General features: G+C 53.9%; 24 protein-coding genes. 8 read left to right on the forward strand and 16 right to left on the reverse strand.

Features of this window, described 5'->3' with window-relative positions; translation table 11 throughout:
• Nucleotides 1-28: 28 nt before the first annotated feature.
• The 10 genes from GC56T3_RS10345 to GC56T3_RS10395 form a co-directional block, all read right to left on the reverse strand.
• Nucleotides 29-814, reverse strand: a complete 786-nt coding sequence (locus tag GC56T3_RS10345; RefSeq protein ID WP_013145468.1) for an IclR family transcriptional regulator — start codon at nt 812-814, stop codon at nt 29-31.
• A 155-nt stretch (nt 815-969) separates the two neighbouring features.
• The gene (locus GC56T3_RS10350) at nt 970-1,758 is read right to left on the reverse strand and encodes a fumarylacetoacetate hydrolase family protein (RefSeq protein WP_013145469.1); all 789 of its coding nucleotides are present in this window, start codon (nt 1,756-1,758) and stop codon (nt 970-972) included.
• A 6-nt stretch (nt 1,759-1,764) separates the two neighbouring features.
• The gene (locus tag GC56T3_RS10355; RefSeq protein WP_013145470.1) at nt 1,765-2,982 is read right to left on the reverse strand and encodes an NADP-dependent malic enzyme; all 1,218 of its coding nucleotides are present in this window, start codon (nt 2,980-2,982) and stop codon (nt 1,765-1,767) included.
• 189 nt (nt 2,983-3,171) lie between these two features.
• On the reverse strand, nt 3,172-5,355 hold the full coding sequence (locus GC56T3_RS10360; RefSeq protein WP_013145471.1) for a malate synthase G: 2,184 nt from the start codon (nt 5,353-5,355) through the stop codon (nt 3,172-3,174).
• A gap of 107 nt (nt 5,356-5,462) precedes the next feature.
• Entirely contained in the window at nt 5,463-6,908 is a 1,446-nt protein-coding gene (locus GC56T3_RS10365) for an FAD-linked oxidase C-terminal domain-containing protein (protein ID WP_013145472.1), read from the reverse strand.
• Nucleotides 6,905-8,266 carry a (Fe-S)-binding protein gene (locus GC56T3_RS10370; protein ID WP_013145473.1) on the reverse strand — a complete coding sequence of 454 codons (1,362 nt, stop codon included), beginning with the start codon at nt 8,264-8,266 and terminating at the stop codon, nt 6,905-6,907. The genes GC56T3_RS10365 and GC56T3_RS10370 overlap by 4 nt, the downstream gene beginning before the upstream one ends.
• Entirely contained in the window at nt 8,266-9,588 is a 1,323-nt protein-coding gene (locus tag GC56T3_RS10375; protein WP_013145474.1) for an FAD-binding oxidoreductase, read from the reverse strand. Before GC56T3_RS10375 ends, GC56T3_RS10370 begins: the two co-directional genes overlap by 1 nt.
• Before the next feature lie 244 nt (nt 9,589-9,832).
• Entirely contained in the window at nt 9,833-10,738 is a 906-nt protein-coding gene (locus tag GC56T3_RS10385; RefSeq protein WP_013145475.1) for an NAD(P)-dependent oxidoreductase, read from the reverse strand.
• Nucleotides 10,735-11,532, reverse strand: coding sequence for a hydroxypyruvate isomerase (hyi, locus tag GC56T3_RS10390; RefSeq protein ID WP_013145476.1), 798 nt, complete (start codon nt 11,530-11,532; stop codon nt 10,735-10,737). Before hyi ends, GC56T3_RS10385 begins: the two co-directional genes overlap by 4 nt.
• Before the next feature lie 64 nt (nt 11,533-11,596).
• Nucleotides 11,597-12,184 (reverse strand): TetR/AcrR family transcriptional regulator, encoded by a 588-nt coding sequence (locus GC56T3_RS10395; protein WP_013145477.1) that lies wholly within the window; start codon nt 12,182-12,184, stop codon nt 11,597-11,599.
• A 175-nt stretch (nt 12,185-12,359) separates the two neighbouring features.
• Between GC56T3_RS10395 and GC56T3_RS10400 the strand changes: the two genes are divergently transcribed.
• On the forward strand, nt 12,360-13,247 hold the full coding sequence (locus GC56T3_RS10400; protein ID WP_013145478.1) for an ABC transporter ATP-binding protein: 888 nt from the start codon (nt 12,360-12,362) through the stop codon (nt 13,245-13,247).
• The gene (locus GC56T3_RS10405) at nt 13,244-14,047 is read left to right on the forward strand and encodes an ABC transporter permease subunit (protein WP_013145479.1); all 804 of its coding nucleotides are present in this window, start codon (nt 13,244-13,246) and stop codon (nt 14,045-14,047) included. Before GC56T3_RS10400 ends, GC56T3_RS10405 begins: the two co-directional genes overlap by 4 nt.
• Before the next feature lie 152 nt (nt 14,048-14,199).
• Here the strand turns inward: GC56T3_RS10405 and GC56T3_RS10410 are convergent, their stop codons facing one another.
• Nucleotides 14,200-14,838 (reverse strand): Bax inhibitor-1/YccA family protein, encoded by a 639-nt coding sequence (locus GC56T3_RS10410; RefSeq protein WP_013145480.1) that lies wholly within the window; start codon nt 14,836-14,838, stop codon nt 14,200-14,202.
• 48 nt (nt 14,839-14,886) lie between these two features.
• Nucleotides 14,887-16,041, reverse strand: a complete 1,155-nt coding sequence (locus tag GC56T3_RS10415) for an AbrB family transcriptional regulator (protein WP_013145481.1) — start codon at nt 16,039-16,041, stop codon at nt 14,887-14,889.
• A 222-nt stretch (nt 16,042-16,263) separates the two neighbouring features.
• Here GC56T3_RS10415 and GC56T3_RS10420 point away from each other — a divergent pair, with 222 nt between their 5' ends.
• Nucleotides 16,264-16,752, forward strand: coding sequence for a GNAT family N-acetyltransferase (locus tag GC56T3_RS10420; RefSeq protein ID WP_013145482.1), 489 nt, complete (start codon nt 16,264-16,266; stop codon nt 16,750-16,752).
• Nucleotides 16,753-17,115: 363 nt separating this feature from the next.
• Here the strand turns inward: GC56T3_RS10420 and cysK are convergent, their stop codons facing one another.
• Complete coding sequence (gene cysK / locus GC56T3_RS10425; RefSeq protein WP_013145483.1) at nt 17,116-18,039, reverse strand: cysteine synthase A; 924 nt, start codon at nt 18,037-18,039, stop codon at nt 17,116-17,118.
• A 224-nt stretch (nt 18,040-18,263) separates the two neighbouring features.
• On the opposite strand from cysK, the gene GC56T3_RS10430 reads away from it, so the two are divergent.
• Complete coding sequence (locus GC56T3_RS10430; RefSeq protein ID WP_013145484.1) at nt 18,264-19,367, forward strand: sensor histidine kinase; 1,104 nt, start codon at nt 18,264-18,266, stop codon at nt 19,365-19,367.
• 44 nt (nt 19,368-19,411) lie between these two features.
• Entirely contained in the window at nt 19,412-19,768 is a 357-nt protein-coding gene (locus GC56T3_RS10435; protein WP_013145485.1) for a hypothetical protein, read from the forward strand.
• Between the two features lie 74 nt (nt 19,769-19,842).
• On the opposite strand, the gene GC56T3_RS19685 is transcribed toward GC56T3_RS10435, so the two are convergent.
• Together GC56T3_RS19685 and GC56T3_RS10440 are read right to left on the reverse strand one after the other, a co-directional pair.
• The gene (locus tag GC56T3_RS19685) at nt 19,843-19,983 is read right to left on the reverse strand and encodes a hypothetical protein (protein ID WP_013145486.1); all 141 of its coding nucleotides are present in this window, start codon (nt 19,981-19,983) and stop codon (nt 19,843-19,845) included.
• A gap of 102 nt (nt 19,984-20,085) precedes the next feature.
• On the reverse strand, nt 20,086-22,023 hold the full coding sequence (locus GC56T3_RS10440; RefSeq protein ID WP_013145487.1) for a hypothetical protein: 1,938 nt from the start codon (nt 22,021-22,023) through the stop codon (nt 20,086-20,088).
• 194 nt (nt 22,024-22,217) lie between these two features.
• Here GC56T3_RS10440 and GC56T3_RS10445 point away from each other — a divergent pair, with 194 nt between their 5' ends.
• The 3 genes from GC56T3_RS10445 (at nt 22,218) to GC56T3_RS10455 (ending at nt 24,412) form a co-directional block, all read left to right on the forward strand.
• Nucleotides 22,218-22,403: a DUF892 family protein gene (locus GC56T3_RS10445; protein ID WP_011231015.1), complete on the forward strand. Its 186-nt coding sequence runs from the start codon at nt 22,218-22,220 to the stop codon at nt 22,401-22,403.
• A 20-nt stretch (nt 22,404-22,423) separates the two neighbouring features.
• The gene (locus GC56T3_RS10450) at nt 22,424-22,720 is read left to right on the forward strand and encodes a spore coat protein (protein WP_013145488.1); all 297 of its coding nucleotides are present in this window, start codon (nt 22,424-22,426) and stop codon (nt 22,718-22,720) included.
• Between the two features lie 330 nt (nt 22,721-23,050).
• Entirely contained in the window at nt 23,051-24,412 is a 1,362-nt protein-coding gene (locus GC56T3_RS10455) for a S8 family peptidase (protein ID WP_013145489.1), read from the forward strand.
• Between the two features lie 197 nt (nt 24,413-24,609).
• On the opposite strand, the gene GC56T3_RS10460 is transcribed toward GC56T3_RS10455, so the two are convergent.
• Nucleotides 24,610-25,185 carry a YitT family protein gene (locus GC56T3_RS10460; RefSeq protein ID WP_013145490.1) on the reverse strand — a complete coding sequence of 192 codons (576 nt, stop codon included), beginning with the start codon at nt 25,183-25,185 and terminating at the stop codon, nt 24,610-24,612.
• Nucleotides 25,186-25,265: the final 80 nt, after the last annotated feature.

Below are 25,265 nucleotides of genomic sequence, written 5' to 3' on the forward strand. Positions count from 1 at the left end.
TCTTGGCACAAAAAAAAACGTCCAGCCGCTACAGCTGGACGGAATGGGCTCCACGATAGCCGAGCCTTGCCGACAGTTCTTTGCCGATCTGCCGCATGCGCACAGTGAGCGATGTGATGCGGTCGTCCGTCATGCGGATCGTCGGGCCGGAAACGCTGATCGCCGCGACGACGCCGCCGGTATAGTCAAAAATCGGAACGGCAACACATCGGATACCGTACTCGTTTTCTTCCAAGTCAAGCGCATACCCGTTTTGCCGGACGGTCTCAAGTTCGCGGAAAAATGCCTCTCGGTCGGTGATCGTCCAATCGGTATGCTTCGGCAGTCCTTTCCGATCGATGATCTCTGCAGCCACCGCGGGCGGCAAATGGGCTAAAATGGCCTTGCCGACCGCCGTGCAATGCATCGGAGCCCGCTTGCCGACTTTGGAGTGCATGCGCAGCGTCTCCGTTCCTTCCAATTTTTCAATATAAATGACTTCCCCTTGGTCATAGACGACGAGGTGGATGACCTCGTTCGTTTCTTTTTCAAGCTGGCGCAAATATGGCTTCGCCTCTTGACGCAAATCAATGGAATCGAGCAGCTTCGAGCTGAGCTCTAAAAACTTGTACCCAAGCTTATACCGCTCCGTTTCCGGATGTTGTTCGATATAACCGTATTGGGCGAGCGTCGTTAAAATGCGGTACACCGAACTTTTGTTGATGTCCATTTGTCTGGCGATTTCCGTAACGCCCAGCCCATCCTTTTTCCCGCTGACGATGTCGATGATTTGCAGCGCCCGGCGGACAGATTTGACCATGTTTTCTCTTTCCATCGCATTCACCTCGATTTGTTCTCTCCGCTCGCCATTATACACGAACGGCCGGGCTTTTGCAGGTGAGCGGCGCGGCGCTGCCGTCAAAACGGAATGCTTTGACCGCTGGCACACCTGATGCTTTGCTTCTTTGGCGCAAGGATGCCGCGGGTTCGTTATGTGCGTCGGATGGAAACGGCCGGCGCTTTGGCGGCGACAAACGTATTGCGGAGCGTACCGATGCCGTCCACTTCGCATTCAATGACCGTCCCTGGACCGACGAGCTCGGCGCCGACCGGGCTTCCGGTTAAAATGACGTCACCTGGCTGCAACGTCATAACATGGGACAAATACGAGATCATTTTACTGATCGAAATGATCATCAACTCAGTCGGACTGTTTTGTTTTTCCTCGCCATTGACCCGCGCTTTCACCGATACGGCCCGAGGATCAAGCTCTGTTTCAATGACCGGGCCAAGCGGGGTGAATGTATCAAACGATTTGCCGATCGTCCAATGGCCGTCCGGGTGGAAAAACTGCGGCGCGGTGACATCGTTGGCGACCGTATAGCCAAAAATATGCGCCCATACATCTTCCTCGCTTACTTGCTTCGTTTCTTTGCCGATCACGACCGCCAGCTCGGATTCAAATTTCACTTCACCGGCCGCGTTTGGAATGACAACCTCCGCTTCCGGCCCGACGACGGATGAAGATGGTTTAAAGAAAAAGACGGGAATGTCCGGCATTTCAGCCGGCAGCTGTTCATGGGAAGCCACATAGTTGGCGCCGATGCCGATCACATGGCGCGGCGCAAGCGGCGCCAAAAGCGAAACACGATCATAGCGGAATACATTTCCCGTATAATCCCAATCAGCAAACATATTTCCTTCGATTTCGCGGATCACTTCATCGTTCACCACACCGGCGCGAATCGCGCCGTCGGCGAGAAAACGAACAAATTTCATCGGCAGTTACCCCTCTCTGACACGATCTTGTTCCTCGTCTTTTTCCTTGATTCGAGCCACCCCTGTCTCAATGGCGGCGCGGGCGACGGCGGAAGCCACCGCTTCGACAACACGCCGGTCAAACGGGTTCGGGATGACGTATTCCTCGGTCAACTCTTCCGGCTGGATCAGCCCGGCGATGGCTTCGGCGGCGGCGATTTTCATCGCCTCATTAATTTGCGTCGCCCGCACATCGAGCGCTCCGCGGAAGACGCCGGGGAACGCCAGCACGTTGTTCACTTGGTTTGGCAAATCCGACCGGCCAGTCGCGACCACGGCGGCTCCGGCGGCTTTTGCCTCATCCGGCATGATCTCAGGCACCGGATTGGCCAAGGCGAATACGACCGCCCCGCGGTTCATCTTCCGAACCATCGCCGGCGTCAACGCCCCAGCAACCGAGACACCGATAAACACATCCGCGCCTTGAATGACGTCCGCAAGCGTCCCGGAGACGCGGCGGCGGTTCGTTTGCCGGGCGATTTCTTCCTTGATGGCGTTCATCCCATGCGAGCGCCCTTCATAAATCGCTCCTTTTGTGTCGCAAACGATCAGTTCGCCGACTCCGATCGACAGCAGCAATTTGGCGATCGCCACCCCGGCAGCGCCAGCTCCGTTGATGACAACCCGGCAATCGGCGAGCTGTTTGCCAACGACTTTTAAGGCGTTCGTCAGCCCAGCGGCCACGACAATCGCCGTGCCATGCTGATCATCATGAAACACCGGGATCGCCATCTCTTGGCGAAGACGCTCTTCAATGACAAAGCAGGCGGGGGCGGCGATATCTTCCAAATTGATGCCCCCAAACGCCGGTTCCAGCAACTTGACCGTTTGAATGATTTGTTCCGGATCTTCAGTATCGAGGCAAAGCGGCACGGCATCGATCCCGGCGAACGCTTTGAACAAGGCGGCTTTCCCTTCCATGACCGGAAGCGCCGCCCGCGCGCCAATGTTGCCAAGCCCAAGCACCGCCGTGCCATTCGAGATGACGGCGACAAAATTGCCCTTCACTGTATAGTTGTACATTTCGTCTTGGTCGACGTAAATTTCTTTGCACGGTTCAGCCACTCCCGGCGAATAAATGAGACTTAAATCATTGGCATTCACGACCGGCACTTTCACTTCAACTGACAGCTTTCCTTTTGCCTGCCGATGGACAAGCAACGCTCGTTCTCGCAAATGTTCCATCACTGATCCCTAGCTACTAGCCTTCCCCTATCCCCTTGTACCGCCTTTTGTGCTGCTTTGCGTTTGACAACCGGCCAGTAGTAACTAGGAGCTGCCTCCTTTCTCTATTTATTTTCTTAATTTTCTGATCAAAATAGATAAGAAGGAACAAGGTCATCCATCCCTTGTTCCTTATACAGCTTTTGGCGTTTATTGCTGAATGGCGGCAAATTTCGCTTTTGCTTCTTGACGGCGGCGGTGCAAAATCGGCTCGGTATAGCCGTTTGGCTGTTCATAGCCGCGGAAAATGAGATCGCATGCCGCTTGGAACGCCACCGAATCATCGTAATTCGGCGCCATCGGACGATAGTTCGGATCGCCGGCGTTTTGTTCGTCGACGACTTTTGCCATCCGCTTGAGCGTCTCAAGCACTTGCTCTTTCGTGCAAATGCCATGATGGAGCCAGTTGGCGAGAATTTGGCTCGAGATGCGAAGCGTCGCCCGGTCTTCCATCAGTCCGACGTTGTGAATGTCCGGCACTTTCGAGCAGCCGATCCCTTGGTCGATCCAGCGGACGACATAGCCTAAAATGCTTTGGCAGTTGTTGTCGAGCTCTTCTTGAATCTCTTCCGCTGTCCATTGCGGGTGGTCAACGACCGGGATTTGCAACATGTCGTCGCGATAATCGTTCCGATCGTTCGCCAGTTCGCTTTGCACAGCGGAGACGTTCACTTGATGGTAATGAAGCGCATGGAGCGTGGCCGCTGTCGGCGACGGCACCCATGCCGTATTGGCGCCTGCTTTGAGCTGCGCTCCTTTTTGCTTCAGCATTTCTGCCATCAAATCCGGCATCGCCCACATTCCTTTGCCGATTTGCGCCCGGCCGCGGAAGCCGGCGGCAAGCCCAACGGCGACGTTCGATTTTTCATACGCCTGCAGCCAAGTCGATGATTTCATCTCGTTTTTGCGCAGCATCGGCCCCGCTTCCATCGACGTATGAATTTCGTCCCCGGTCCGGTCGAGGAAGCCGGTGTTGATAAAAATGATGCGGTCGCGCACTTGGTAGATGCAGTTTTTCAAGTTGATCGACGTGCGGCGCTCCTCGTCCATCACGCCGATTTTAATCGTATTCCGCTCAAGGCCGAGCATATCTTCGACACGGTCAAACAGCTCGTTGGCAAACGCCACTTCCGCCGATCCGTGCATTTTCGGCTTGACGATGTAGATGGAACCTTTGCGCGAATTCAAGTAGCGTGTATTGCCGATGAGCGAATGTTTCATAATCAAGCTTGTAATGACGGCGTCCATGATCCCTTCATGCACTTCCTCGCCATTCGCATGCAAGATCGCGTTGTTCGTCATTAAGTGCCCGACGTTGCGCACGAACATGAGCGAACGACCCGGCAGCACGAGCTCCCCGCCATCCGGCGTTTTGTATACGCGATCCGGGTTCAGGGAGCGCGTCATGATTTTGCCGTTTTTCTCAAATGTCGCTGTCAAATCGCCTTTAACGAGACCAAACAAGTTGCGGTAAACGAGCACTTTGTCTTCGGCGTCAACGGCCGCCACCGAATCTTCGCCGTCCATGATCGTCGTGACCGCCGCCTCCAACACGATGTCTTTGATGCCGGCTTTATCCGTTTTTCCGACCGCATGCTCGCGGTCGATTTGAATTTCAATGTGAAGGCCATTGTTCTTCAGCAACACCGCTGTCGGATGTTGCGGGTCGCCTTGGAAACCGACAAATTTTTCTGGCTCTTTCAGCCCCGTCGTCGCCCCGCCTTCGATCGTCACGACAAGCTGGCCATTCGCAACCGCATATTGAACGACGTCTTTGTGAGAGTGTCCCGCCATCGGCACTGCTTCATCCAAAAACTGCCGCCCGTAGGCGATGACTTTCGCCCCGCGCACCGGGTTGTACGACGAACCGCGCTCGGCGCCGTCTTCCTCGCTGATGGCATCGGTGCCGTACAGCGCGTCGTACAAGCTGCCCCAACGGGCGTTGGCAGCGTTTAATGCATAGCGGGCGTTCGTGAGCGGCACGACGAGCTGCGGCCCGGCTTGCACGGCAATTTCATCGTCGACATTGTCGGTCGTAATCGCAAAGTCCTCGACTTCCGGCTCCAAATAGCCGATGTCTGTCAAAAATGCTTTATATTCGTTAAAATCAAAGCGGCCGCGATGCGCTTTATGCCACTCATTCAATTTTTCTTGAATTTCGTCGCGGCGGGCGAGCAATTCTTTGTTGCGCGGCGTCAAGTCGGAAATGATCGCGCCGAAATCGCTCCAAAACTTGTCTTGATCCAACCCGCTGTTCGGCAGAAGCTCCTCGTTGACAAAGTCGTACAACACTTTGGCGACTTGGATGTTCCCTTTTTGTACGTATTCGCCCATTATTCTCTTCCCCTCTCTTGTTTCTTATTACGAAACATTGTTTCTCAATTTCTCTAAAAAGATGATACCATGAAACGAAATGACTGGCAATCGTTTTCAAAAAATTTTCATTTCACTGTCGACGGCGTCTTTGTCTCTACACAACGCCCCGGCGTCGGGAACAGCTTGCCGGCGTTGAGCAAGTTTTTCGGGTTAAACACGTCGCGGATTGCCGTTTGCGCCAAAATTTCCTCGTCAGTGAAAATGAAGCGCATCTCTTCTTTTTTCTCAATGCCGACACCATGTTCCCCTGTAATCGATCCGCCGACCGCCGCGCACGCCTTGAGGCATTCGCTTCCGGCGGCAAGCGCCCGCTCCGTCTCCCCAGGCTTGCTCGCATCAAACAGCACAAGCGGGTGCAAATTGCCGTCGCCGGCGTGGAAAATGTTTGCGATTCTCAGTCCATACTTGCGGCTGATATCGGCGATTTCCCGCAGCACTTCCGGCAGACGGCTGCGCGGAATGACGCCATCTTGCACTAAATAGTCAGGCGAAATCGCCCCCATGGCGCCAAAGCCGGTTTTCCGGTTCGCCCACCAGCGGGCCCGTTCTTCCTCTGACTGGGCGACTTTCACTTCGCGCACATGATGGCGGCGGCAAATCGTTAAAATATCGTTGATTTGTTCGTCGATCCCGGCGGAAATGCCATCCACTTCAATGAGCAACAGCGCGGCGATGTCTTTCGGATGCCCGACCGGAAACGCGGCCGCTTCGACCGCCTCGATGGCCGTTTGATCCATCATCTCGAGCGCCGCCGGCACGATTCCAGCGGAAATGATGTCGGAAACGGTCTGGCTCGCATCTTCCACTTCGTCAAAATAAGCGAGCACCGTCTGTTTGGCCTCGGGATTTTTCAACAAACGGACGGTGATTTTTGTCACGATGCCAAGCGTCCCTTCCGACCCGGTCAGCAGCCCGAGCAAATCGTAGCCGGGCGGATCGGGAACGCCGTTTCCGCCGATTTCAATCACTTCGCCGTTCGGCAAGACGACTTCAAGCCCTAAAATATGGTTCGTCGTCACTCCGTATTTTAAGCAGTGGGCGCCGCCAGCGTTTTCCGCGACGTTGCCGCCGATCGTGCAGCAATATTGGCTTGACGGGTCGGGCGCATAGTAATAGCCGCGGTGGGCGACCGAGTTCGTCAACTTCAAGTTGACAAACCCCGGCTCGACGACGGCGCGCCGGTTTTCGAGATCGACGTGCAACAGCCGCTTCATCCGCGTTAGGCTGATGACGACTTCGCCGTTTAGCGGAATCGCCCCGCCGCTTAACCCCGTGCCGGCGCCGCGGGCGAGAAACGGAAGATCATGCTCATGGCAGTATTTGACGACCGCCGCCACTTGCTCCGTGCTGTTTGGAAATACAACCGCCCTTGGCAAATGGCGGTGGACGGTGAAGCCGTCGCAGTCATACGCCATTAAATCTTCTTTCCGGTATAAAATCGCCTGTTCCCCAACGATGCGGGCGAGCGCTTGGATGTGCGGGTCGTTCGTTGCAATCGGCCGTTTTCTCATATGCGCACGTCCTTCCCTTCTTCTTTTTGGTACGCCCAATCGAGCAGCTGCACCGTATGGACGATTTTTTGGTTTCGTCCATGTTTCATGACGCCAAGCGCCATTTGCAGCATGCAGCCTGGATTGCCCATCAAGATAAGCTCCACCTCTTGCGGCACGTGTTGCATTTTGCTCTCAAGCACCGCTTGTGCCATGTCCGGATGGGTGAGGTTGTAAATGCCGGCGCTGCCGCAGCAACGATCGGCGTTTGGCATGGCGACCATTTCCACCCCCGGAATGCTTTCAATCAAAGCGCGCGGCTCTTGGCGGATGCCCTGGCCATGGGCCAAATGGCACGCATCATGGTAGGTGAGGCGCACGTTCAATTCCGCTTTCGGCGGTTTGAAGCCCGTGTCGTACAAAAATTTGGACACGTCCTCAACTTTGGCGGCAAATTGCTCCGCCTTTTCATGCCATTCCGGATCATGGCGGAACAGTTCCGGATACTCTTTCAACATGCAGCCGCAGCCGGCGGCGTTAACGATGACATGGTCGACATCTTGAAACGCCTCAATATTTTGCTTGGCGAGCTTCCGGCCGGTTTCGCGGTCGCCGGCGTGAACGTGAAGCGCCCCGCAGCACGTCTGGTTCGGGACGATGACGACATCGTTGCCGTTATGGGTCAACACACGGATCGTCGCTTCGTTAATATCACTAAACATAACATCCATGACGCATCCGGTCAAAATCGCGACGGTCCGCTTTGTTTCCCCCTTCGCCTTAATGAGCGGCTGATGTTTATACTTTCTCCGAACCGGCGTACCGACCGCTGGCAAAATCGCCTCCATCTCAGCCAAGTGATCGGGCATGACACGCAGCAGTCCGGTTTTGCGCGCCACCGTCTGCAAGCCGCTTTTTTGGTACCATTTCAGCAGGCGGCCGAGCCAATCGAGGCGCGACGGATGCGGAAAAATGCCTTTTAAGAAAACGTCGCTGACAAGCGCCTTCCAACCGGTGAGCGGAACCGCTTGGCGGAGCTGGCCGCGCACTTGTTCAATAAGTCCACCGACATCGACATCGGCCGGGCAAGCCGTCGTGCATGCACGGCAATCCAAGCACGTAAAAATCGGATCGAGCAAATCAGGCGTCAACTCAAGCTTCCCTTCGCCGACCGACTTCATCAAATGAACGCGGCCGCGCGGAGAGTGCTGTTCTTCACCCGTCTGTTCGTACGTCGGGCATGATTCTAAACACATGCCGCAATGAACGCAATCAGCCCACTTGCTCGGGTCCGGCAAATCGTGAAAACGATAGTTGCCAAGACTCGCGGTCGCACACGCCGGGCTGTCCGCCCGTTCATTGGTCATCGTGCTCATCATTAAATCCCCCCAATAAAGCGTTGATCGTTGACCGTTTTGTTCGGATCGATTTTTCGCTTAATGCCTTCGAGCAAGAAAAAGTACGACGGCTTTCCGCCCCAGACGTCGACGCGCTGGCGCAGCGAAAGCGGCAAATGTTTCACAATCGCGTAGCCGCCAAGGCGAACCGCCGTTTGGCGCAGCTCCTCGATCGCGGTCAACACTCCCTCTTCGCCGCCGTGCATATACGCCTGACAAAGCCCGTGGCCCAATCCGCCGTGCGCCTCGATGCGGACATGGCAACGGTCAGCGATTAAAACGCTTTCACGCAAGATGGAGAGTACATCCAAGTTGACAACCCCGATTTTCACTGCCGCTTCAACACCGTTTTCCGCCTGCTCCAGACGCCCGTTCGGTGCAATCGTGTAAAACGTCCGCCAAAACGCCGCTGTCTCTTCGCCGGCTAAAATGGACATTTCCACCGCTTTCGGCCGCAGTCGTTCAACCCAATGCTCTTGGTAATGGACGGCGTTTTCCACATCTTCAAACCCGATCACAAGCGTATAAACCGGCCGTCCCGTCAGCCGCTCGGAAAGCGCCGGATTGAGCAGTTCAAAACAAATCGGCTCCATCATTGTATCAAGGAACGAAACGGCAAACGAGCGAATGTCATGAAGATCGCCGCTTGGGAACGACAGCAACACAACGCTTTCATATTTCGCGAGCGGTCGAAGCTTGAGCGTAATCTCGCTCAGCACCCCGAGCGTCCCCATCGCCCCATTGAACAACTTATTCATATCGTAGCCGGCGACATTTTTTACCACTTTGCCTCCGGAACGAATGACGGTCCCGTTCGGATAGACGACGCGCAGCCCGATGACCGAATCGCGCGCTGCCCCATAGCCGAGCCGCTTCGGACCGCTGTCATTCGCCGCAATCACCCCTCCGATCGTCGCTTCCTCCGGCCAAAACGGGTCCAAGGCGACCTTTTGCCGATACGGAGCGAGCGCGCGCTGCAAATCACCAAACACCGTTCCGGCTTTGACAGTGACCGTCATATCGGCGGCCGCATGTTCGACAATGCCGGCGTAGTGTTCCAACGACAGCAAGATGTCCGCCTGTTCCCGTTGCCCGCCAAACCCCCGTTTTGTGCCGCGTCCAGCGATGACGACTTTTTTGCCATGGCGGTCGGCATAGCGGAGTACCGCAGCGATTTCTTCCTCTGTCCGCGGATAGACGGTCACCGCCCCATCATTGCCGAGGGGGTGGAACGATTCATTCCGTTTGATCTGTTCTGGATGCAAAAATGCCTGCAGCTCCTCAATCCATGTCAATGAAAGCATGAGCGCCCTCCTTCGTTTCGTAATAAGAAACATCGTTTCTTTTTATCTGTAAAAAAAAGCGAACCGCTCGAACCGTTTTCTTTATCAGGCGGAGGGTGTCCCAAAAGAATCGGGACACCTTTTCTGATCACCATCATATATACAAGTGATTTAGCCCAAAACAACCTTTGGAGCCAACCCTCCCTGCTACTTCTATTAAACCATCGCTCCTCCATTTTTTCAACGAATTTTTTGAATTTGACGATCATTTTGTCCATTCTGTCTCTTTTACCACCACCCCGACCCGCTGCTCGAGCGGCTGAATGACCGCGGCCATATCCAAGTCGGCAAGGCCTGCGGCGATCGCTTCGGCAAACGCTTTTTCCACCTGAACGCCAAGACGGTGGCCAAGGCCGATTTCATCCATCAACTCGTTCGCCAGGCGCACGTCCTTATGCACATACTTCACCGCCCCGCCAGGAGTGAATCGACGCGGCAACACGAACTGCTCCATATGGCGGCGCAGCATCCGGCTGTCTCCGTAGCTTTCTTTTAACAGCCGATACAGCTTACCGGCATGAAGCCCATAAGCGACGCCAGCGACCATCGCTTCCGCCGCGGCGACAGAATGGACAGCGACTAAGTACTGGTTGATCACTTTTGCCGCGCTGCCGGCGCCGCTTTCTCCTAAATATTCCACCGTTTTTCCTAACACCCGAAGCAGCGGGCGCACCCGCTCCCATGCTTCTTTCGCCCCGCCGACCATGATCGTCAGCGCCCCTTGTTCCGCCCCTTCCGGCCCGCCGCTTACCGGTGCGTCCAAATAGGCGACGCCGTGCTCATCGGCGCGCCGAGCGACAAACCGACTTGTTTTCGGACCGACGGTTGTAAAATCAAGGCAAATCGTCCCCGGATGGGCCGCGCTAAGGACGCCGCCTTCACCTGTATACACCTCGATGACATCATCCGGCATCGATAAGCACGTGCAAATGATATCCGCCTCGCCAGCCAGCTCTGCCACTGTCGCCGCCTGTCGGGCGCCAAGGTTGACAAGCAGAACCGCTTTTTCTGTCGTACGGTTGTACACCGTGACATTGAATCCCGCTTCAAGCAGCCGTCTAGCCATGCGCGAGCCCATCACGCCCAACCCAATAAAGCCGACGCGTGTCATCGTCCGCCTCCCCCTTTCATTCCGCGGTATTCATCATACCAGACAAAACTTTCGCTGCTTTTCCCCGATGGAATGTACTCAAGTCCAATCGCTCCATTGTAGCCGTGCTCTTGCAAAAATGCGAAAATCTCGCGATACGGAAGCTCTCCCGTCCCCGGCTCATGCCGCCCGGGGGCATCAGCGAATTGCACATGCGCGATGAGCGGTGCGTAGTCGGCAAACGTCGCTGTCACATTGCGTCCGAGCCGAGCCATATGATAGACGTCATATTGCAATTTCACATTCGTCCGGCCGAGACCGCGGATGATCGCCGCCGCTTCCTCAATATCGGTTAAAAAGTAGCCGGGCATATCGAACGGATTGATCGGTTCAATCGTCAGCGTCAAACCATGAACAGCAAGCGTTGCAGCCGCTTCGTCAATGCGGCGCATATACGTCTCCTTCGCCCGCTCGCGCGGCAAGTCCCTTGGCAACACTCCGGCCATGCAATGAAGATTCGGCACACCGAGCGGGAGCGCATAACGCACTCCTTCCTCCAGTGCACGCCGGAATTCATCATGACGGTCAGAAAAAATGGCGAGCCCGCGCTCCCCCTTTTCCCAATCGCCAGCGGGCAAATTCAGCAAAACAAGCGACAGCTCAAGCTGCTCGAGTTCATCAGCAATCGCCTCAGGAGCCACCGAGTACGGAAACTGGCATTCAACGTGCGAAAACCCATGTTGCTTCGCCTTGGCAAACCGGGCGAGAAACGGCGCTTCCGTGAAAATCGTCGATACATTGACGGCAAACTTCATCATGAGGCTCCTTTCTTCTCCATTTCTTTCTCTATATTCGCCCCACCGTTTGCCGATTCCTGCCTCACCGCGTTTCCCCTTTAATGCCGTAAAAAAACAGCCGCACCAGTTCTTCGATCAATCGCTCGTTATACAGGGAAACAGGGATTTTTTCCGACAGCTCCCGCCATCCATTCAAATAAATCAACAACGCCTCGATGGATAAACGCGGATCAACTTCCCCTTTTTGCTGGGCTTCGCGAATCATGTCCACCACCAACGGCAGCACCCGCGTTTCATTTAGCAGCTCGATCGAACGGCGAAATTCTTCATCCTCCTGCATCCAGCGCAGCATCACATCTGCCCAACCTTCTTTAAACAATTTCACCTCTTGGAAAATCGTATGCTTCACCCTTTCCTCAAACGATCCCGCTTGTTTCAAAAACGCCTCGTATTCATCCACTTGCCGGACCACGTCATCGAGGAGCGTTTCGCGGATAAGATTTTCCTTGCTTCCGAAATGATTGTAGATCGTCACCGGCGATACATGGGCCTGTTTCGCGATCTCTTGGATTGTCACCTCGCGCGGATCTCTTATTTTTTGGAGCAGCTCCAATACCGCCTGCTTGATCGCCTGCTTTTTTTGTTCCGTCCGCCTGGCAAAGCCGTTCATCCAGTACCACCTTCCGCTCCGTTTTTCTTTATCTTATTATACCGCTAAATATAATGAAATATAAATAAAAACAAATTACAAAATACATTGATGAACCACTAAATAATGACGTATAATAAAAATGAAATATTTAAACATAAATATTTCAAAAATCGATTCTGGGGGAAATCACGTCATGATCGAACTTCAACAGTTAACCAAAGTCTTTCCGAACGGCAGGGGCATTTTGGATGTCACCTTAACCGTCCGACAAGGAGAAGTGTTCGGATTTTTAGGGCCGAACGGCGCTGGAAAGTCCACGACGATCCGGCACTTGCTTGGATTTCTGAAACCGACAAAAGGGTGCGCTTCCATCAACGGGTTTGACTGCTGGCGTGAGTCGGTTCGGGTGCAGGCGCTCGTCGGCTATTTACCCGGCGAAATCGCCTTCCCTGAAGGAATGACCGGGATGGAATTGCTCGACTTGCTTGCTGGGATGCGGCGAATGAACACGACCCGCTACCGTGACGAGCTGATTGAACGGCTGCAGTTGGATGTCCGACTCCCGATCCGGAAAATGTCCAAGGGAACAAAGCAAAAAGTCGGCCTTGTCGCCGCGCTCATGCATGATCCCGAGGTGATCATTCTCGATGAGCCGACATCCGGCCTTGACCCGCTCATGCAACAAACGTTCATCGATCTTATTCGTGAAGAAAAGCAAAAAGGGAAAACGATCTTTTTGTCTTCACACATCTTCCCTGAAATCGAGCGGACGTGCGATCGAGTGGCCATCATGAAAGACGGCCGGCTGATGGCCGTCAATGACATTCATGAACTGCAATCGATGCAGCGGAAACTGTTTGACGTCATGTTGTCCCGCGAAGAAGATGCGGCAAAACTGCTCGCCTCGCCGCTTGAGATCGTTCACCATGCCGGCCGCCGCGTCTGCATCGCCGTGCAAGGAAACTACGATGCCTTCATTCGCGAGCTGGCTCAATACCAAGTGCAAAGTATCGATCTCCGCACACAAAGCTTAGAAGATATTTTTCTGCATTACTATGATCGCCGGGGGGACGAACGATGAATGCCGCATTATATAAACATATGGTCAAAGCGCAAGCCAAAACGATCATCAGCTATTCGGTCGGATCAGCCTTTTATATCGCGCTGATCGCCGGCGTCTATCCATCGTTGGCCGATTCCAAAGCCATCAATCACTATCTTCAACAGCTGCCGGATGAGCTTCTGAAAGTGTTCAACATCACCGGCATGGGCAACCTGCTCGAATTCATCGCTGGGGAGTATTACGGGCTGCTGTTTCTTTTAATTGGTTCGATCTACTGCATGACCGCTGCCAATCAACTGATGGCGCGGCCCATTGACCGTGGTTGGATGGCCTATTTGCTTGCGACGCCGAATTCGCGGCGAACGATCGCTTTCACCCAAGCGCTCGTACTGCTCACGGGATTAGCGGCCATCGTCATCTTGACAACCGCAGCTGGTTTTGCTGCCGACGCGTGGTTCGTTGCCGATGATGCTCTCGATGCAGAGCGGTTCCTGATCATGAATGCGATTGGGTTCCTTCTCTTTTTCGCCATCAGCGGCTATTCGTTTTTCTTCTCCGCCATAGCCAGCGACGAAAAGCGGGCGCTTTCTTTATCTGGCGGGGTCACCGTTCTGTCTTACAGCTTGGACCTTATCGGCAAGCTGGCTGAGAAAGCGGAATGGCTTCGGTATGGGTCAATCTTTGCCGCCTTCGAACCCGGAAAAATCGCCCAAGGCCAAGCTGAATGGCTCCCTGTCTCCCTGTTGTTATTGGCGATCGGCGCCCTTGGCTACACGGTGGGGATCAGTTTCTTTTCCAAACGCGACTTGCCGCTTTGATCAATGCCACCGTCATGGAAAAAGAGGGTGTCCCAAAAGGATGGGGACGCCCTCTTCCGTCTCTATATATGTGTGCTGACCGCTTCTTTAACACTATATGTTGTGCCTATCTTAAAGACAGACGGCCTTTTGGGTCAGCCCCTTTTTGGCGCTCAATCCTCATCGCTGGCGAAAAAACGCAAAATGTAGACAAACAAATTGATGAAATCAAGGTAAATATTGACGACAATCATCGGGATGTCCGCTTCCGTAAAGCCATAGCGGGCCAAACGGTTGATGTCGTAAATCGTAAAGCCAAGGAAAATCAAAATCCCCAAAGCAGCGATGCCTATTTGCCCCACGCTTGAGAATGGGATGAACCATTGGATGATCAGCAAGCCAAGGAGCGCAAACGCTCCAAGCATCAAAAACCCGCCGAGGAACGAAAAATCTTCTTTCGTTCTCGCCGCGTAAATGGCAACGCCGGAAAACGATACAACGGCCAGCGCAAACGCTTTGAACACCGCCGCCGCACCGATGATGGAAATGTAATAGCCGATGAGCGGATAGAGCGTCGCCCCCGAGACAAACATAAACGCAAACATAAGCGGATAGCCGACAGCTTTTTTCACGCGGGCGAACATCATGACCAACAGCAGCACAAGCTCAAGCGCGTAAAGGGGCAAATACAGGCCAGCCGGCACCCATTGCCCGGCATACAGCCCCGCCGTCGCAACGGCCAGCGCCGCTAAAAAGGAAACCGCCAACTTCGCCACTGGGCTATGCGGACGATAAACGGTCGAATGGTTCATGGCAACCCCCTCCTTTTTCTTTCTAGTTTAGCATATATTTGTTTCTTGTCACAGTCCTTTCTTTTGGATTGACGCAGACTGCATGGACCGCCCACCATGATGTATGGTCCATCGTTCGATCCACCGAAACCAGCGGGCGGCAAACCATTTTTTCAGCACCGGTGGAACGACAAGCAAAATGAAAAAAATGCGGAACATTTGATAACTTGTCACAACGGCAAGGTCGGCATGCGCCTCCCGCGCCAAAATTCCCATTTGATCCATACCCCCCGGCGCCAAAGCGATGAACGCTGTCAAATACGGCACGCCATGCAAAACCGTTAAGACAAATGCCGAAGCCATGGAAAACAAAATGAGCGCAAGGCCGGTAACCACAGCGGCCAGCACGGCTCTTCCCTTTTCCGCGATGCGAGCCGGTTTCAGCATTAAGCCTAGATAAGCGCCCATCGCGATTTGCGCGATATCTAACAAAGGCGCTGGCAAATGGGGCGCCGGCGTCCCGGCAATGACCAGAGCCGATGTTCCCATGATCGGGCCAAGCAAATAGGCAGTCGGCAGTTTGATGCGCCTTCCGATGATCGCGCTGGCAACCGTGACGATCAAATACAGCCAAACAAGACCGACGCTCCAATGCGCCCCTTGTCCGCTTTCTGCGCCCGTCCGCGCCTCAGCGCCGCCGGAAAAGAACGGGCTTAAGGCGATAAGCGGGACGAGAAACACGACGCCCATCAGGCGCATCACTTGAAAAAACGTGACAATCGTTGCATCGACACCGTCGAGCTCTTCGCCCAACACAAGCATTTGCGACAATCCGCCGGGGATGCTGCCGGCGGCGACCGAACGGAGCGGAATCCTTGTCCATCTCGCGACAAGGCAAGAAACAAGGAAGCTAAACAACAAAATCAACACCGTCGCCAGCAACATCACCGGCAATTGCCGGCCCATCTCCACAAGCGTTCCTGCCGTCATCGATGTCCCTAGCGTATAGCCGATCGGAATGAGCGCAGCGTTGCGAATGCCGACCGGCCAATACAACTTTCCCTTCAAAAAACGACCAACCAAAAGCAACGCAACGGCTGGACCGAGCATCCAATGGAGCGGAACGCCAAACAAGGCGAAAATGAAGCCGCCGAGCGCCGCGATCACCAGCGTCAACACGAGGCGCGCCATGTTGCTCCACTTCTCTTGTCTTTTCGATGTCAAGGGAACACCTTCTCTCTTCCTTTCGCAATGACTTTCATAGAACAAACCTTTCTGTGTTTTCTCTCCCCCCATGCACATAGCGAAAGCTTTCAGCCGTCCATAGTCAATACATAGTCAATACACACAGCGATGAGACCGTGCAAACAAGAAGAAAAAGATGGAAAAACAAAAAGGATCATTGGTATAATATTGTCTGATTCATCAAAAATGGAGGAATTCGAAATGGTTCATGAAATCCGTCTCTGTTTTTATCATTCCGACCATGACGCAACGCTGCGCTCGTTCTATCTACCAAAAGAACAGCAACGATTCACCGCACTCCCCGCTGAGGCGCTCAAAGCATGCTCCGAGGAAAAAGAAAGAAAGCCGATTGTCATCCTTCATCAAGAACGACCGGTCGGTTTTTTTGTTCTTCACACTGGCGAACAGATCCATCCGTTTACCGACAATCCGCGGGCCGTGCTGCTCCGGTCCTTTTCCATCAATTATCCAGAACAAGGGAAAGGGTTCGCCAAGCAGGCGCTCGCTTTGCTGCCGGCCTTCGTCAACACCCATTTTTCCGATATTAACGAAATTGTGCTTGCTGTCAATGAACAAAACTTGACAGCGCAGCGATTGTACTTGACTGCCGGTTTTATCGACAGCGGACGGCGGCGCGAAGGAAAAAAGGGGCGACAACTGTTGCTCTATTATCCTCTTTCTGCAACCTAGAAGACTGGTGATTTAAAAGGAAGTGCTGCTCTCCAACAGTATTTCTCAAATTGAGAAACCTTGCAACACCGCAACTTCATTTCTTTTGATTTCTCAAAAACCAAGCGAATCCGTTGTTTTTCACCAGTCTCCTAGAAGTCTGCCCGACGAAACCATTTTGGCGGATTCCAAAACAGTGAAATAAACAAATGTTCAAATCGTATAAAACGGAAGATTTTGCATAAATATTCGCTGACTTCAATCCATCGGACAGATTCCTAGGAACTATCAAACAAAAGCATTCCTCTTTGTTTTGCAGAGAGGAATGCTTCCCTTCCCATGAAAGGCAAGAAATCCTCGCTTTTTTCGTCGATCGACGTCCGCTTAATCAGCGAATAAATCGGATGACAAATACCGCTCGCCGGAATCGGGCGCCATGCAAAGGACGCGGGCGCCTTTCGGGAGCTGTTTTGCCACTTTGATGGCGTAATAGGCACTGGCAGCGGCCGAAGCGCCGACCAAAATGCCTTCCTTCGCCGCCAGTTCGCGCGCCATCTGTTGGGCATCCTCATCTTTGATCAAAAAAATGTCATCATAAATCGAGCGATTTAAAATTTTCGGGATAAACCCCGGACCCGTGCCGGGAATTTTGTGCGGCCCCGGCTTGCCGCCCGACAACACAGGCGAACCGTACGGTTCAACGACGTAAATGCGCAAATTCGGGATGCGTTTTTTCAGCTCCTCCCCTGTTCCGGTCACCGTCCCGCCGGTGCCGGCGGTTAACACGAACGCATCGAGCCGTCCATCAAATGCTTCATAAATTTCCACCGCTGTTGTATGCCGGTGTGCATCCGGATTGGCCGGATTTTCAAACTGCATCGGAATAAAGCTGTCAGGGATTTCGCTAGCAAGCCGGTTTGCCTCATCGATCGCCCCTTGCATCCGCTTCTCCGCCGGCGTCAAATAGACTTCGGCTCCGTACGCCTTTAAAATTTTCACCCGTTCGACCGTCGCATTGTCGGGCATCGTAATGATGCAGCGATACCCCCTGGCGGCGCACACCATGGCCAAGCCGATGCCGGTGTTGCCGGACGTCGGTTCAATGATCGTGCTTTTTCCCGGTGTAATTTTCCCTTCCGCCTCCGCACGGCGGATCATTTCCCAAGCGGGCCGATCTTTGACGCTGCCGCCCGGATTGAACGATTCGAGCTTTATGTATACCTCTGCCCCGTTTGGATCAGGAAGGCGGCGCAACTTGACAATCGGCGTGCCGCCGATCAAATCTAAAATCGAGTCATACAATTTCACGATCGTCCCCAACCTTTTGCAAAATATTTGTTCGTCCCATTCATTATAAATGATTTTTCCTTTTTCATTCAAACAGTCTGTCCGGCCCGCAACACCACGCGTTTTTGGATCGCTTTTCGCAAAAGGACGTTCATTTAGCCGGATTGATTGCGATTTTTCCTCTGTTCTAGTCCGATATTCCCCCTTATAATAAAAAATAAACGATGGAAAGCGAGGTGGCTTTTTTGGCATCTGCCGCACAGCAGCTGGTTGCCCATCTGGAAACCCATTTGCCGGACTTTCTCGCCTATTGGCGGCAGCATATGAAAATTGCCGACGATGACAAATACATCGATCATGTCGAACAAAACGGCTTAGCCGTGTTTGAGCTGGTCAAAGAAGCACTGTTGCGGTCGCTATCTAGCGAGACGGTCGAACGGTTAGCCAACAAAATCGCGAAAGAACGTGCGGAAATGAATGTCGGCATCGGCGCTCTCGTCTACAACGTCAACCTTGGGAGGCGGCTCGTCATCAACCACGCGCTCGCCGCGCCGCTGTCGGTCGACGAGCTGTCCCCGCTCATCGACCATTTGAACGAGCTGTTTGACCAATTTCTGTTTCATGTCATCACAAAATACAATGAGTTAAAAGAAAAAGAACTGCATGAAAAAAACGCGCTCATTGCCAGATCGCATCAAGACCGGCTGACGCTGCTCGGACAAATGTCATCGAGTTTTGTCCATGAGTTTCGCAATCCGCTTACGGCTATTATTGGTTTTATTCAATTATTGAAGTTTGAGCATCCGCATCTTCCTTATTTAGACATTATCGACCATGAGTTGCAGCAGCTGAAATTTCGCATTTCGCAATTTTTGCATGCCTCACGCAAAGAAATTGTTGAAAGCGAAAAAGAAACGTTTTCGCTGCGCCAGTTGTTGGAGGAAATTATCGAGTTTTTATACGCCACGATCGTCGACAGCGATGTCGACCTTTCGGTGGCGATCGATGAATCCATACATATATTTGCCTATAAAGATCAGCTGCGCCAGGTGCTGGTAAACATTTTGCTCAACTCGATCGAAGCGGTGAAAGAGAGGGAAAAACCGCGGCGGATCAACATCGCCGCCCGTTGCCAAGACGGAAGCATCATCATCGAAATCGCCAACAACGGTCCGTCAATTCCGGCCGACATTGTGGAAACGATTTTCGAGCCGTTTTTTACGACAAAAAAACTCGGAACCGGCATCGGCCTGTACATTTGCAAAAAAGTGATTGAAGACCATGGCGGAGATATCTGCTGTTTTTCCAATGACAAGGTGACGACGTTTTCCATCCGCCTCCCTGCATAATGAACAGCGGAAATGGGCATGATGGATGAAAAAAGGTGATGCCGATGAAAACGTTTTGGAAAGGCTGGTTGGAGCAGGCGGCAAGTGCCATCCGCGAATGGCTCGAGCGGGAGATGCATTCGTTCGCCGAGCTCGCTGCGTTCATCCGCCATCATCCGGATACCGTTCGACAAGAACGCACATGGCTTGGCTTGACGTACCGGTTCTACTCGCTCACGATAAACGGAGTGTCATTGAAAATGGAAACGAAAGTCGCCCGTGAAGGCGAGGAGCGCATTCTCTTTTTATCGGTCCATGCTCCGCGTACGAAAGCCGCTGTCTACCGCGCCTATGACGAAGACGGCGATTTGGCGGACATCATCGCCACTCCGCCGCTGTCCCAAAAAACCGCACCAGTTTGACCACGGTGCGGTTTTTTCATCATCATTTCGCGAAAAAGCCCCGCTTCCGAGCGAAATGAAAGCAGGAAGAAAGGTCAACCTTTCATGCCCTGCAGCCATTCTTGGTAACATTCCGGACAAAGCGTTTCTTCGCGTTCTTCGCCATTCGTATGGAACGATACGTAATGCACCTTGTCATCGCACTCGCACTGACAGTAAAAACATGTTTCGCTCATCGCTTTCCCTCCCTTGCCTATTAGTGTGAGCCGTCTTATAACAGCGTTGCAAGGGAACTATTCCCATCGGCATGAGCGCAGAATAAACGACGCTCGATGCGGTCAGCGCGAGGTGAGCGACAACAAATAGTCCAATACCGCCTCTTGCTCTTCCTTCGTAAATCCGGCTTGACGGTCGATCCAATACCGGTGCCCGGCGCCGGTCACATGCACCGTCCGCAAGTCGGAGTCCTTGGCGTTGGCGGCGATGACGCGCTCGCGCCATGTCCGGTCGATCAGCGCCCGCAGACTGTTGCGCGCATCAGGAGCAATACCGTTTCCGACCGTGCCCGTCAACCCGAGTTCCCCGTTCGGCCCAACCGCCACGCCGCCGTCGTGCAAATACGGCGCACTCCACGCCAGGCCGATGAGGCTCGGCACTTTATACCCGCCCGGCGAATCACCGTGGGCGAAGGCAAGCCTGATTTGTTTTGGATCTAAATGGTTCGTCGGCACGTTCAATACTTTCGCCCCCTTTGGGATCGGGACCGGCGTATCCGGAGCGTACAACACGGCCTCTCCGAACACTTTTTCTGTCTTTTTCAGTGCTTTCGCCCGTGACGGTTCCGTGCCGATGACATTCGCCGCCACGACGCGGTTGTTCGTCAAATACGCCCCGGCATGGCAGCGGATGCAGCCGGCGCGGACAAACACCTCTCTTCCTCTCGCCGCCCGCTCCTCGCTGATCCGTTCATTTGGCGGCGGAGGATTGAGCGTATTTTGCCAAGCGGCCACGGCATTGTTTTGCTCATTGAACCGATAACCCGGCTCGCTGACGATCAACCCATCTGGAGCGACGAGCGATACTTTCGGAAACTGCGGCGGCGCGACAAACTGATTAACGCCGGCCGTTTTCGGCGTCGGGTCGACTTTCGCGAAAAAGGCGGACGGTTTCTCCTTTGTCGTCGGCTGATAGCGAAACCGCGGATGGGCGGCGTTTTGCAAAATCGTGCCAATATACACTTCTTTATCAATGCCAAACAGCGCTTCGCTAATTTCCGCCTGCGCGAGCGAATCGGCATTTTGCGCGTGCACGTTGTTGCTGAAAGCGGCCAAGCCATGGAATGAGCCGGCGGCGGCAAAGCCGCTCCACCCGTACGGATGGTCGCCGCGCGTAAACGAATCCGGAATTTGCGCCGGATTCGCTTTCATATCGATCGTCGAATCAAAATTGCCGCGCGGCCAGCTGGCAAAAATGCGATCCACGTCCCGCTCAAGCAGCTCCGGATCCGGCAGCGCCGCTTTGCGCCCGTGCGAATCGATGATCGTCCGATCGAACGAGCGGATATATTTTTTCAGCGAGCGGATATTGGCATGAGTAAAATAAGCGCTCGAATTCGTCGCCAACGCCATGAGCATTCCGGCATTCAAATCGTTGTTCGGCGCCCCTTCCACCACTTTTTTCGTCACTGGATCGACGGTCGCATGGCAGGCGGCGCAGCTGATGCCGACGCGCACGCGGCCACCGTCGGTAACGATCGGCATCCCGAGCGGCAAGTATGACCCTTTGGGCACGTCGATGCCCGTGTCGATCAACTCGCCTTTTTTATATGTGCGGCCGCCGATCGTCACATCTTCGGCAAGCGGCACGCGCAAATTCGTCGTCCCTTCTCCTTTTAATGCGACAATGGCTTTGGCCATATTGGCAAGCGTCAGCGGCCCGTCGACAATACCCATAATGTCGGTCAAAAACACTTCATTGCCGAACGTTTCTTTATAAAACACCTCCTTGCCGAGACGAAGCAACCGGTCATCGACGACAACCGCCCCTTCCTCTTTTTGCAAATGCCCGTTTCTAGCCGACAACGCTTGGATGCGGCTGTCATCCGCTGCGATCCATCGCCCCCACACATCGATTCCAGTCTGTTTGCTCGCTTCATACGGCGCAATATCGCTCCCATCCGGCACAAACGCATACTCGCCCCGGCGCAAAAGAAGAACGGCGCCGGCGGCTAAGAGAAGGAGAACAGCAACGCTTAGCACAATGAATATTTTTCTCACCCGTTTCCCTACCTCCTTCATAAGCGGATTGCGCCCATAGTATACCCCGCTCTAGACAAAACTTGAGCGCGCGGACTCCTTCTTTTTCCCATTGTCGCGATCGTTCAAAGCGCCACGACCCGCTTTTCCCATCATTCCCCACCCATACAGCAAACAGCCGGACACATACTATGTCACGGAAGGTGGTGAGAAGAATGAACGCGGCAGGAACACACGAAACGCTTGAGCTGCACGAACTGCTTATGTTTAAAAGCACCTGTCTTGCCAAAAGTGCCGCCATGCAGCAAATGGCAAGCGATCCACAATTGAAATCGCTCATTCAACAAGACATGCAAAAGACACAGCAGCACATCCGCGACTTGCAAAACTTGCTGTCATAAGGAAAAAAGGAGGGACAACGATGCAGGCAACGATGACACCGACCGGCGTATTGAACGATCAAATGATCGCCGCTGATTGCCTGATCAGTGTGAAAAACGCCATTAAAGGATGCGCAATGGCCATCGCCGAAGCTTCCACCCCGGAAGTGCGCAACACGTTAAAGCAACATTTGAATGACGCGATCACATTCCATGAACAGATCAGTCAATATATGATCAACAAAGGATACTACCATCCGACCAACGTTCAAGAGCAGCTGCGCCTCGATTTGCAAGCAGCGCAGCAAGTGCTGTCTAGATACAATCAAAACGTTTAACATATCTTGGACAGAAAAGCCGCTTATCTATTTTTCGACTGTCGAGGGCAAGCCACAGGCTTGCCCCCGTCACGCCTTGGCGTGGCGGAAGACCAAACAACCACCCGCTTCCTAGACCCATACATGGGGCTGAAAGCGGCGTTGTTCGGTCTCCCGACAGTCGATCAAATGCTCGGCAAAAGCCGCAAATGTGAAAACTTCAAATTGCATTTGTATGCAATCGGTCGGCCGCTGAAGAAGAAAATGGGATTCGCCATGGCAAAAGGTGAATCCCATTTTTCATGATTTGTCCGTCAATCGCCCATCCTAACAACAAAGGAGGTGAACAGCGTGAAACGCCGATACCGAATATGGGCCGCGGCCAGCGCGGTTGTTGCTCTACTCGTTGCCGCAGCCGCCTTGGGGCGACCGGCTCTAGAAGAAAACGCCCCGGCTCCACCGCGGCTGAAGCCGTTTGACGCCGAGGTCGCACCCACCCATCCAACCGTTGTCGCCTTAGACAGCTTAAGCGCAGGCGAGCAGCTGAAACAGCAGTTGAACAAGCACCCGCGCATTCGGGAAATCCTCCATAATCGCCGCGGTGACCGAAGCCATTATTTCGCCAATGAGATCGTCGTCCGCTTTCGGGCATTGCCATCGGAAAGCCGTCTTCAACAAATGGAGGCAGCCATCGCCGGCCAGCTCATCAAGCAGGTCGACCACGTGTTTGTATTCCGCTCGCGCGGGCAAACGTATGAAGAGATGCGCCGCTATTTCCGATCTCTTCCGATGGTTGATTATTGCGAACCGCACTACATTTACATGCAAAATGAGTGGAACAAGCCGGCGCCGGTGCCGAACGATTCGTTTTACGCCCGCTACCAGTGGAACTTGCCGGCCATTCATACGGAAGCTGGTTGGACGCTGTCGCGCGGCAAGCGGAATGTGCCTGTCGCCATCATTGACAGCGGGGTCGATTTGACCCATCCCGATTTAATCCGCCGCCTTGGTCCCGGATACAACGTATTGGCCGACGACCGCTCTCCGAATGACGAAAATGGCCATGGCACCCATGTCGCTGGCATTATCGCCTCACAGCCGAACAACGGCGAAGGAGTCGCCGGCATAACATGGTTCAACCCGATCATGGCCGTCAAAGCATTAAATGCGGACGGCTATGGAACGAGCATTGATGTAGCGAAAGGAATCCGCTGGGCGGTCGACCACGGGGCAAAGGTCATCAATTTAAGCCTTGGCAACTACCAACCGTCCTCGGTGCTTGAGGAAGCGATCCGCTACGCCGACGCCCATGATGTCGTGCTTGTCGCCGCTTCCGGCAACGACAGCACGTCGCAGGCGAGCTTCCCAGCCGCTTATCCAGAAGTGATCAGTGTTGGCGCTGTCAACCCGGATCTTTCCTATGCGCTTTATTCCAACTACGGCGACTATGTGGATGTCGTCGCGCCTGGAACGAACATTGCCAGCACGTTTGCCGGCCACCGGTACGCCGCCCTTTCCGGCACGTCGATGGCCGCGCCGCACGTCACCGCGCTCGCCGCTTTGATCCGCTCCGTCAACCCGCGGCTTTCGAACGATGAAGTGCGCGACATTATTCTCGAAAGCGCTGACGATTTGGGAGAGAGAGGAAAAGATCCGTATTACGGCTATGGGCTGATTAACGTCTACCGCGCGCTCGAGCTGGCTAAGCGATAACCGATGCTCCTTCCGCCAATGATTGGGGAACTCGTCGCTGGGAAAGGTCAAACGGACAAAATTCTCATCTCCTGTGCGAACGATGTTAAAACTCCCCCACAGCATAAATCAGCAAACAGCCGGAAACGGCGCCTTCGGTGCCGCATTCCCATAGAGGAGCGCCTATCTGCTGAAACGAAAAACGATGGGGATTCGGGCTATACCCCCATCGTTTTTTCGCGCGTCAACATCGTCGTCACCGCCCCGACGACCGTGACAACGACAAGCGAGTGGACAAACGGCACTGAGTCGATGATCATGCTCCCAGCTGAAATAATGCAGGCGTCAATGACAAAAATGATGATCCCGACGTTCCAGTTCGTCCATCTAGCGATAAACTGGGCGAGCAGGTCGGTCCCGCCCGTGCTCGTCTCCTCGCGCAGCATCAAGCCGATGCCCGCGCCGACCAGCACCCCGCCGATGACCGCGCTCAAAAGCGGATCCAACACCACCACGCCGCGCAAAACGGACAATACGTCAATCATCCATGAGGAAAATAAAAGTCCGTGCAAGCTGTTGTAAAAAAACGGGCGGTAGTAAAACCATGCGGCTGCATAAAGCGGAACGCTTAAGACGATCATCGTCAACCCAGCCTGAACGTGCCACACGTATTTGGCGATCAGCCCGAGCCCGATCATCCCCCCATCAAGCAAATGGTGAGGGACTAAAAAGACGTTGATGCCAACGCCAAGAAGCAGACTGCCGACAATCACCGCCGCCATTTTTTTGATCATCGCGAAACCCCTCCGCCACGGCTTATCCCAACGAGCCAACATGCCTCCATATATATGTATATGGCGCCCCTTGACAGAGC

Origin of the sequence: Geobacillus sp. C56-T3, assembly GCF_000092445.1 — a bacterium.
GTDB classification, from domain to species: domain Bacteria; phylum Bacillota; class Bacilli; order Bacillales; family Anoxybacillaceae; genus Geobacillus; species Geobacillus thermoleovorans.

What these genes read in the sequence shown, in the direction of transcription:
- GC56T3_RS10385 (WP_013145475.1), bottom strand. Translation starts at nt 10,738, where the DNA reads ATGACACGCGTCGGCTTTATTGGGTTGGGCGTGATGGGCTCGCGCATG.
- GC56T3_RS10405 (WP_013145479.1), top strand. Translation starts at nt 13,244, where the DNA reads ATGAATGCCGCATTATATAAACATATGGTCAAAGCGCAAGCCAAAACG.
- GC56T3_RS10375 (WP_013145474.1), bottom strand. Translation starts at nt 9,588, where the DNA reads ATGCTTTCATTGACATGGATTGAGGAGCTGCAGGCATTTTTGCATCCA.
- GC56T3_RS10355 (WP_013145470.1), bottom strand. Translation starts at nt 2,982, where the DNA reads ATGGAACATTTGCGAGAACGAGCGTTGCTTGTCCATCGGCAGGCAAAA.
- GC56T3_RS10400 (WP_013145478.1), top strand. Translation starts at nt 12,360, where the DNA reads ATGATCGAACTTCAACAGTTAACCAAAGTCTTTCCGAACGGCAGGGGC.
- GC56T3_RS10460 (WP_013145490.1), bottom strand. Translation starts at nt 25,185, where the DNA reads ATGATCAAAAAAATGGCGGCGGTGATTGTCGGCAGTCTGCTTCTTGGC.
- GC56T3_RS10420 (WP_013145482.1), top strand. Translation starts at nt 16,264, where the DNA reads ATGGTTCATGAAATCCGTCTCTGTTTTTATCATTCCGACCATGACGCA.
- GC56T3_RS10350 (WP_013145469.1), bottom strand. Translation starts at nt 1,758, where the DNA reads ATGAAATTTGTTCGTTTTCTCGCCGACGGCGCGATTCGCGCCGGTGTG.
- GC56T3_RS10410 (WP_013145480.1), bottom strand. Translation starts at nt 14,838, where the DNA reads ATGAACCATTCGACCGTTTATCGTCCGCATAGCCCAGTGGCGAAGTTG.
- GC56T3_RS10345 (WP_013145468.1), bottom strand. Translation starts at nt 814, where the DNA reads ATGGAAAGAGAAAACATGGTCAAATCTGTCCGCCGGGCGCTGCAAATC.
- GC56T3_RS10435 (WP_013145485.1), top strand. Translation starts at nt 19,412, where the DNA reads ATGAAAACGTTTTGGAAAGGCTGGTTGGAGCAGGCGGCAAGTGCCATC.
- GC56T3_RS10395 (WP_013145477.1), bottom strand. Translation starts at nt 12,184, where the DNA reads ATGAACGGCTTTGCCAGGCGGACGGAACAAAAAAAGCAGGCGATCAAG.
- GC56T3_RS10445 (WP_011231015.1), top strand. Translation starts at nt 22,218, where the DNA reads ATGAACGCGGCAGGAACACACGAAACGCTTGAGCTGCACGAACTGCTT.
- hyi (WP_013145476.1), bottom strand. Translation starts at nt 11,532, where the DNA reads ATGAAGTTTGCCGTCAATGTATCGACGATTTTCACGGAAGCGCCGTTT.
- GC56T3_RS10360 (WP_013145471.1), bottom strand. Translation starts at nt 5,355, where the DNA reads ATGGGCGAATACGTACAAAAAGGGAACATCCAAGTCGCCAAAGTGTTG.
- GC56T3_RS19685 (WP_013145486.1), bottom strand. Translation starts at nt 19,983, where the DNA reads ATGAGCGAAACATGTTTTTACTGTCAGTGCGAGTGCGATGACAAGGTG.
- GC56T3_RS10450 (WP_013145488.1), top strand. Translation starts at nt 22,424, where the DNA reads ATGCAGGCAACGATGACACCGACCGGCGTATTGAACGATCAAATGATC.
- GC56T3_RS10365 (WP_013145472.1), bottom strand. Translation starts at nt 6,908, where the DNA reads ATGAGAAAACGGCCGATTGCAACGAACGACCCGCACATCCAAGCGCTC.
- GC56T3_RS10370 (WP_013145473.1), bottom strand. Translation starts at nt 8,266, where the DNA reads ATGATGAGCACGATGACCAATGAACGGGCGGACAGCCCGGCGTGTGCG.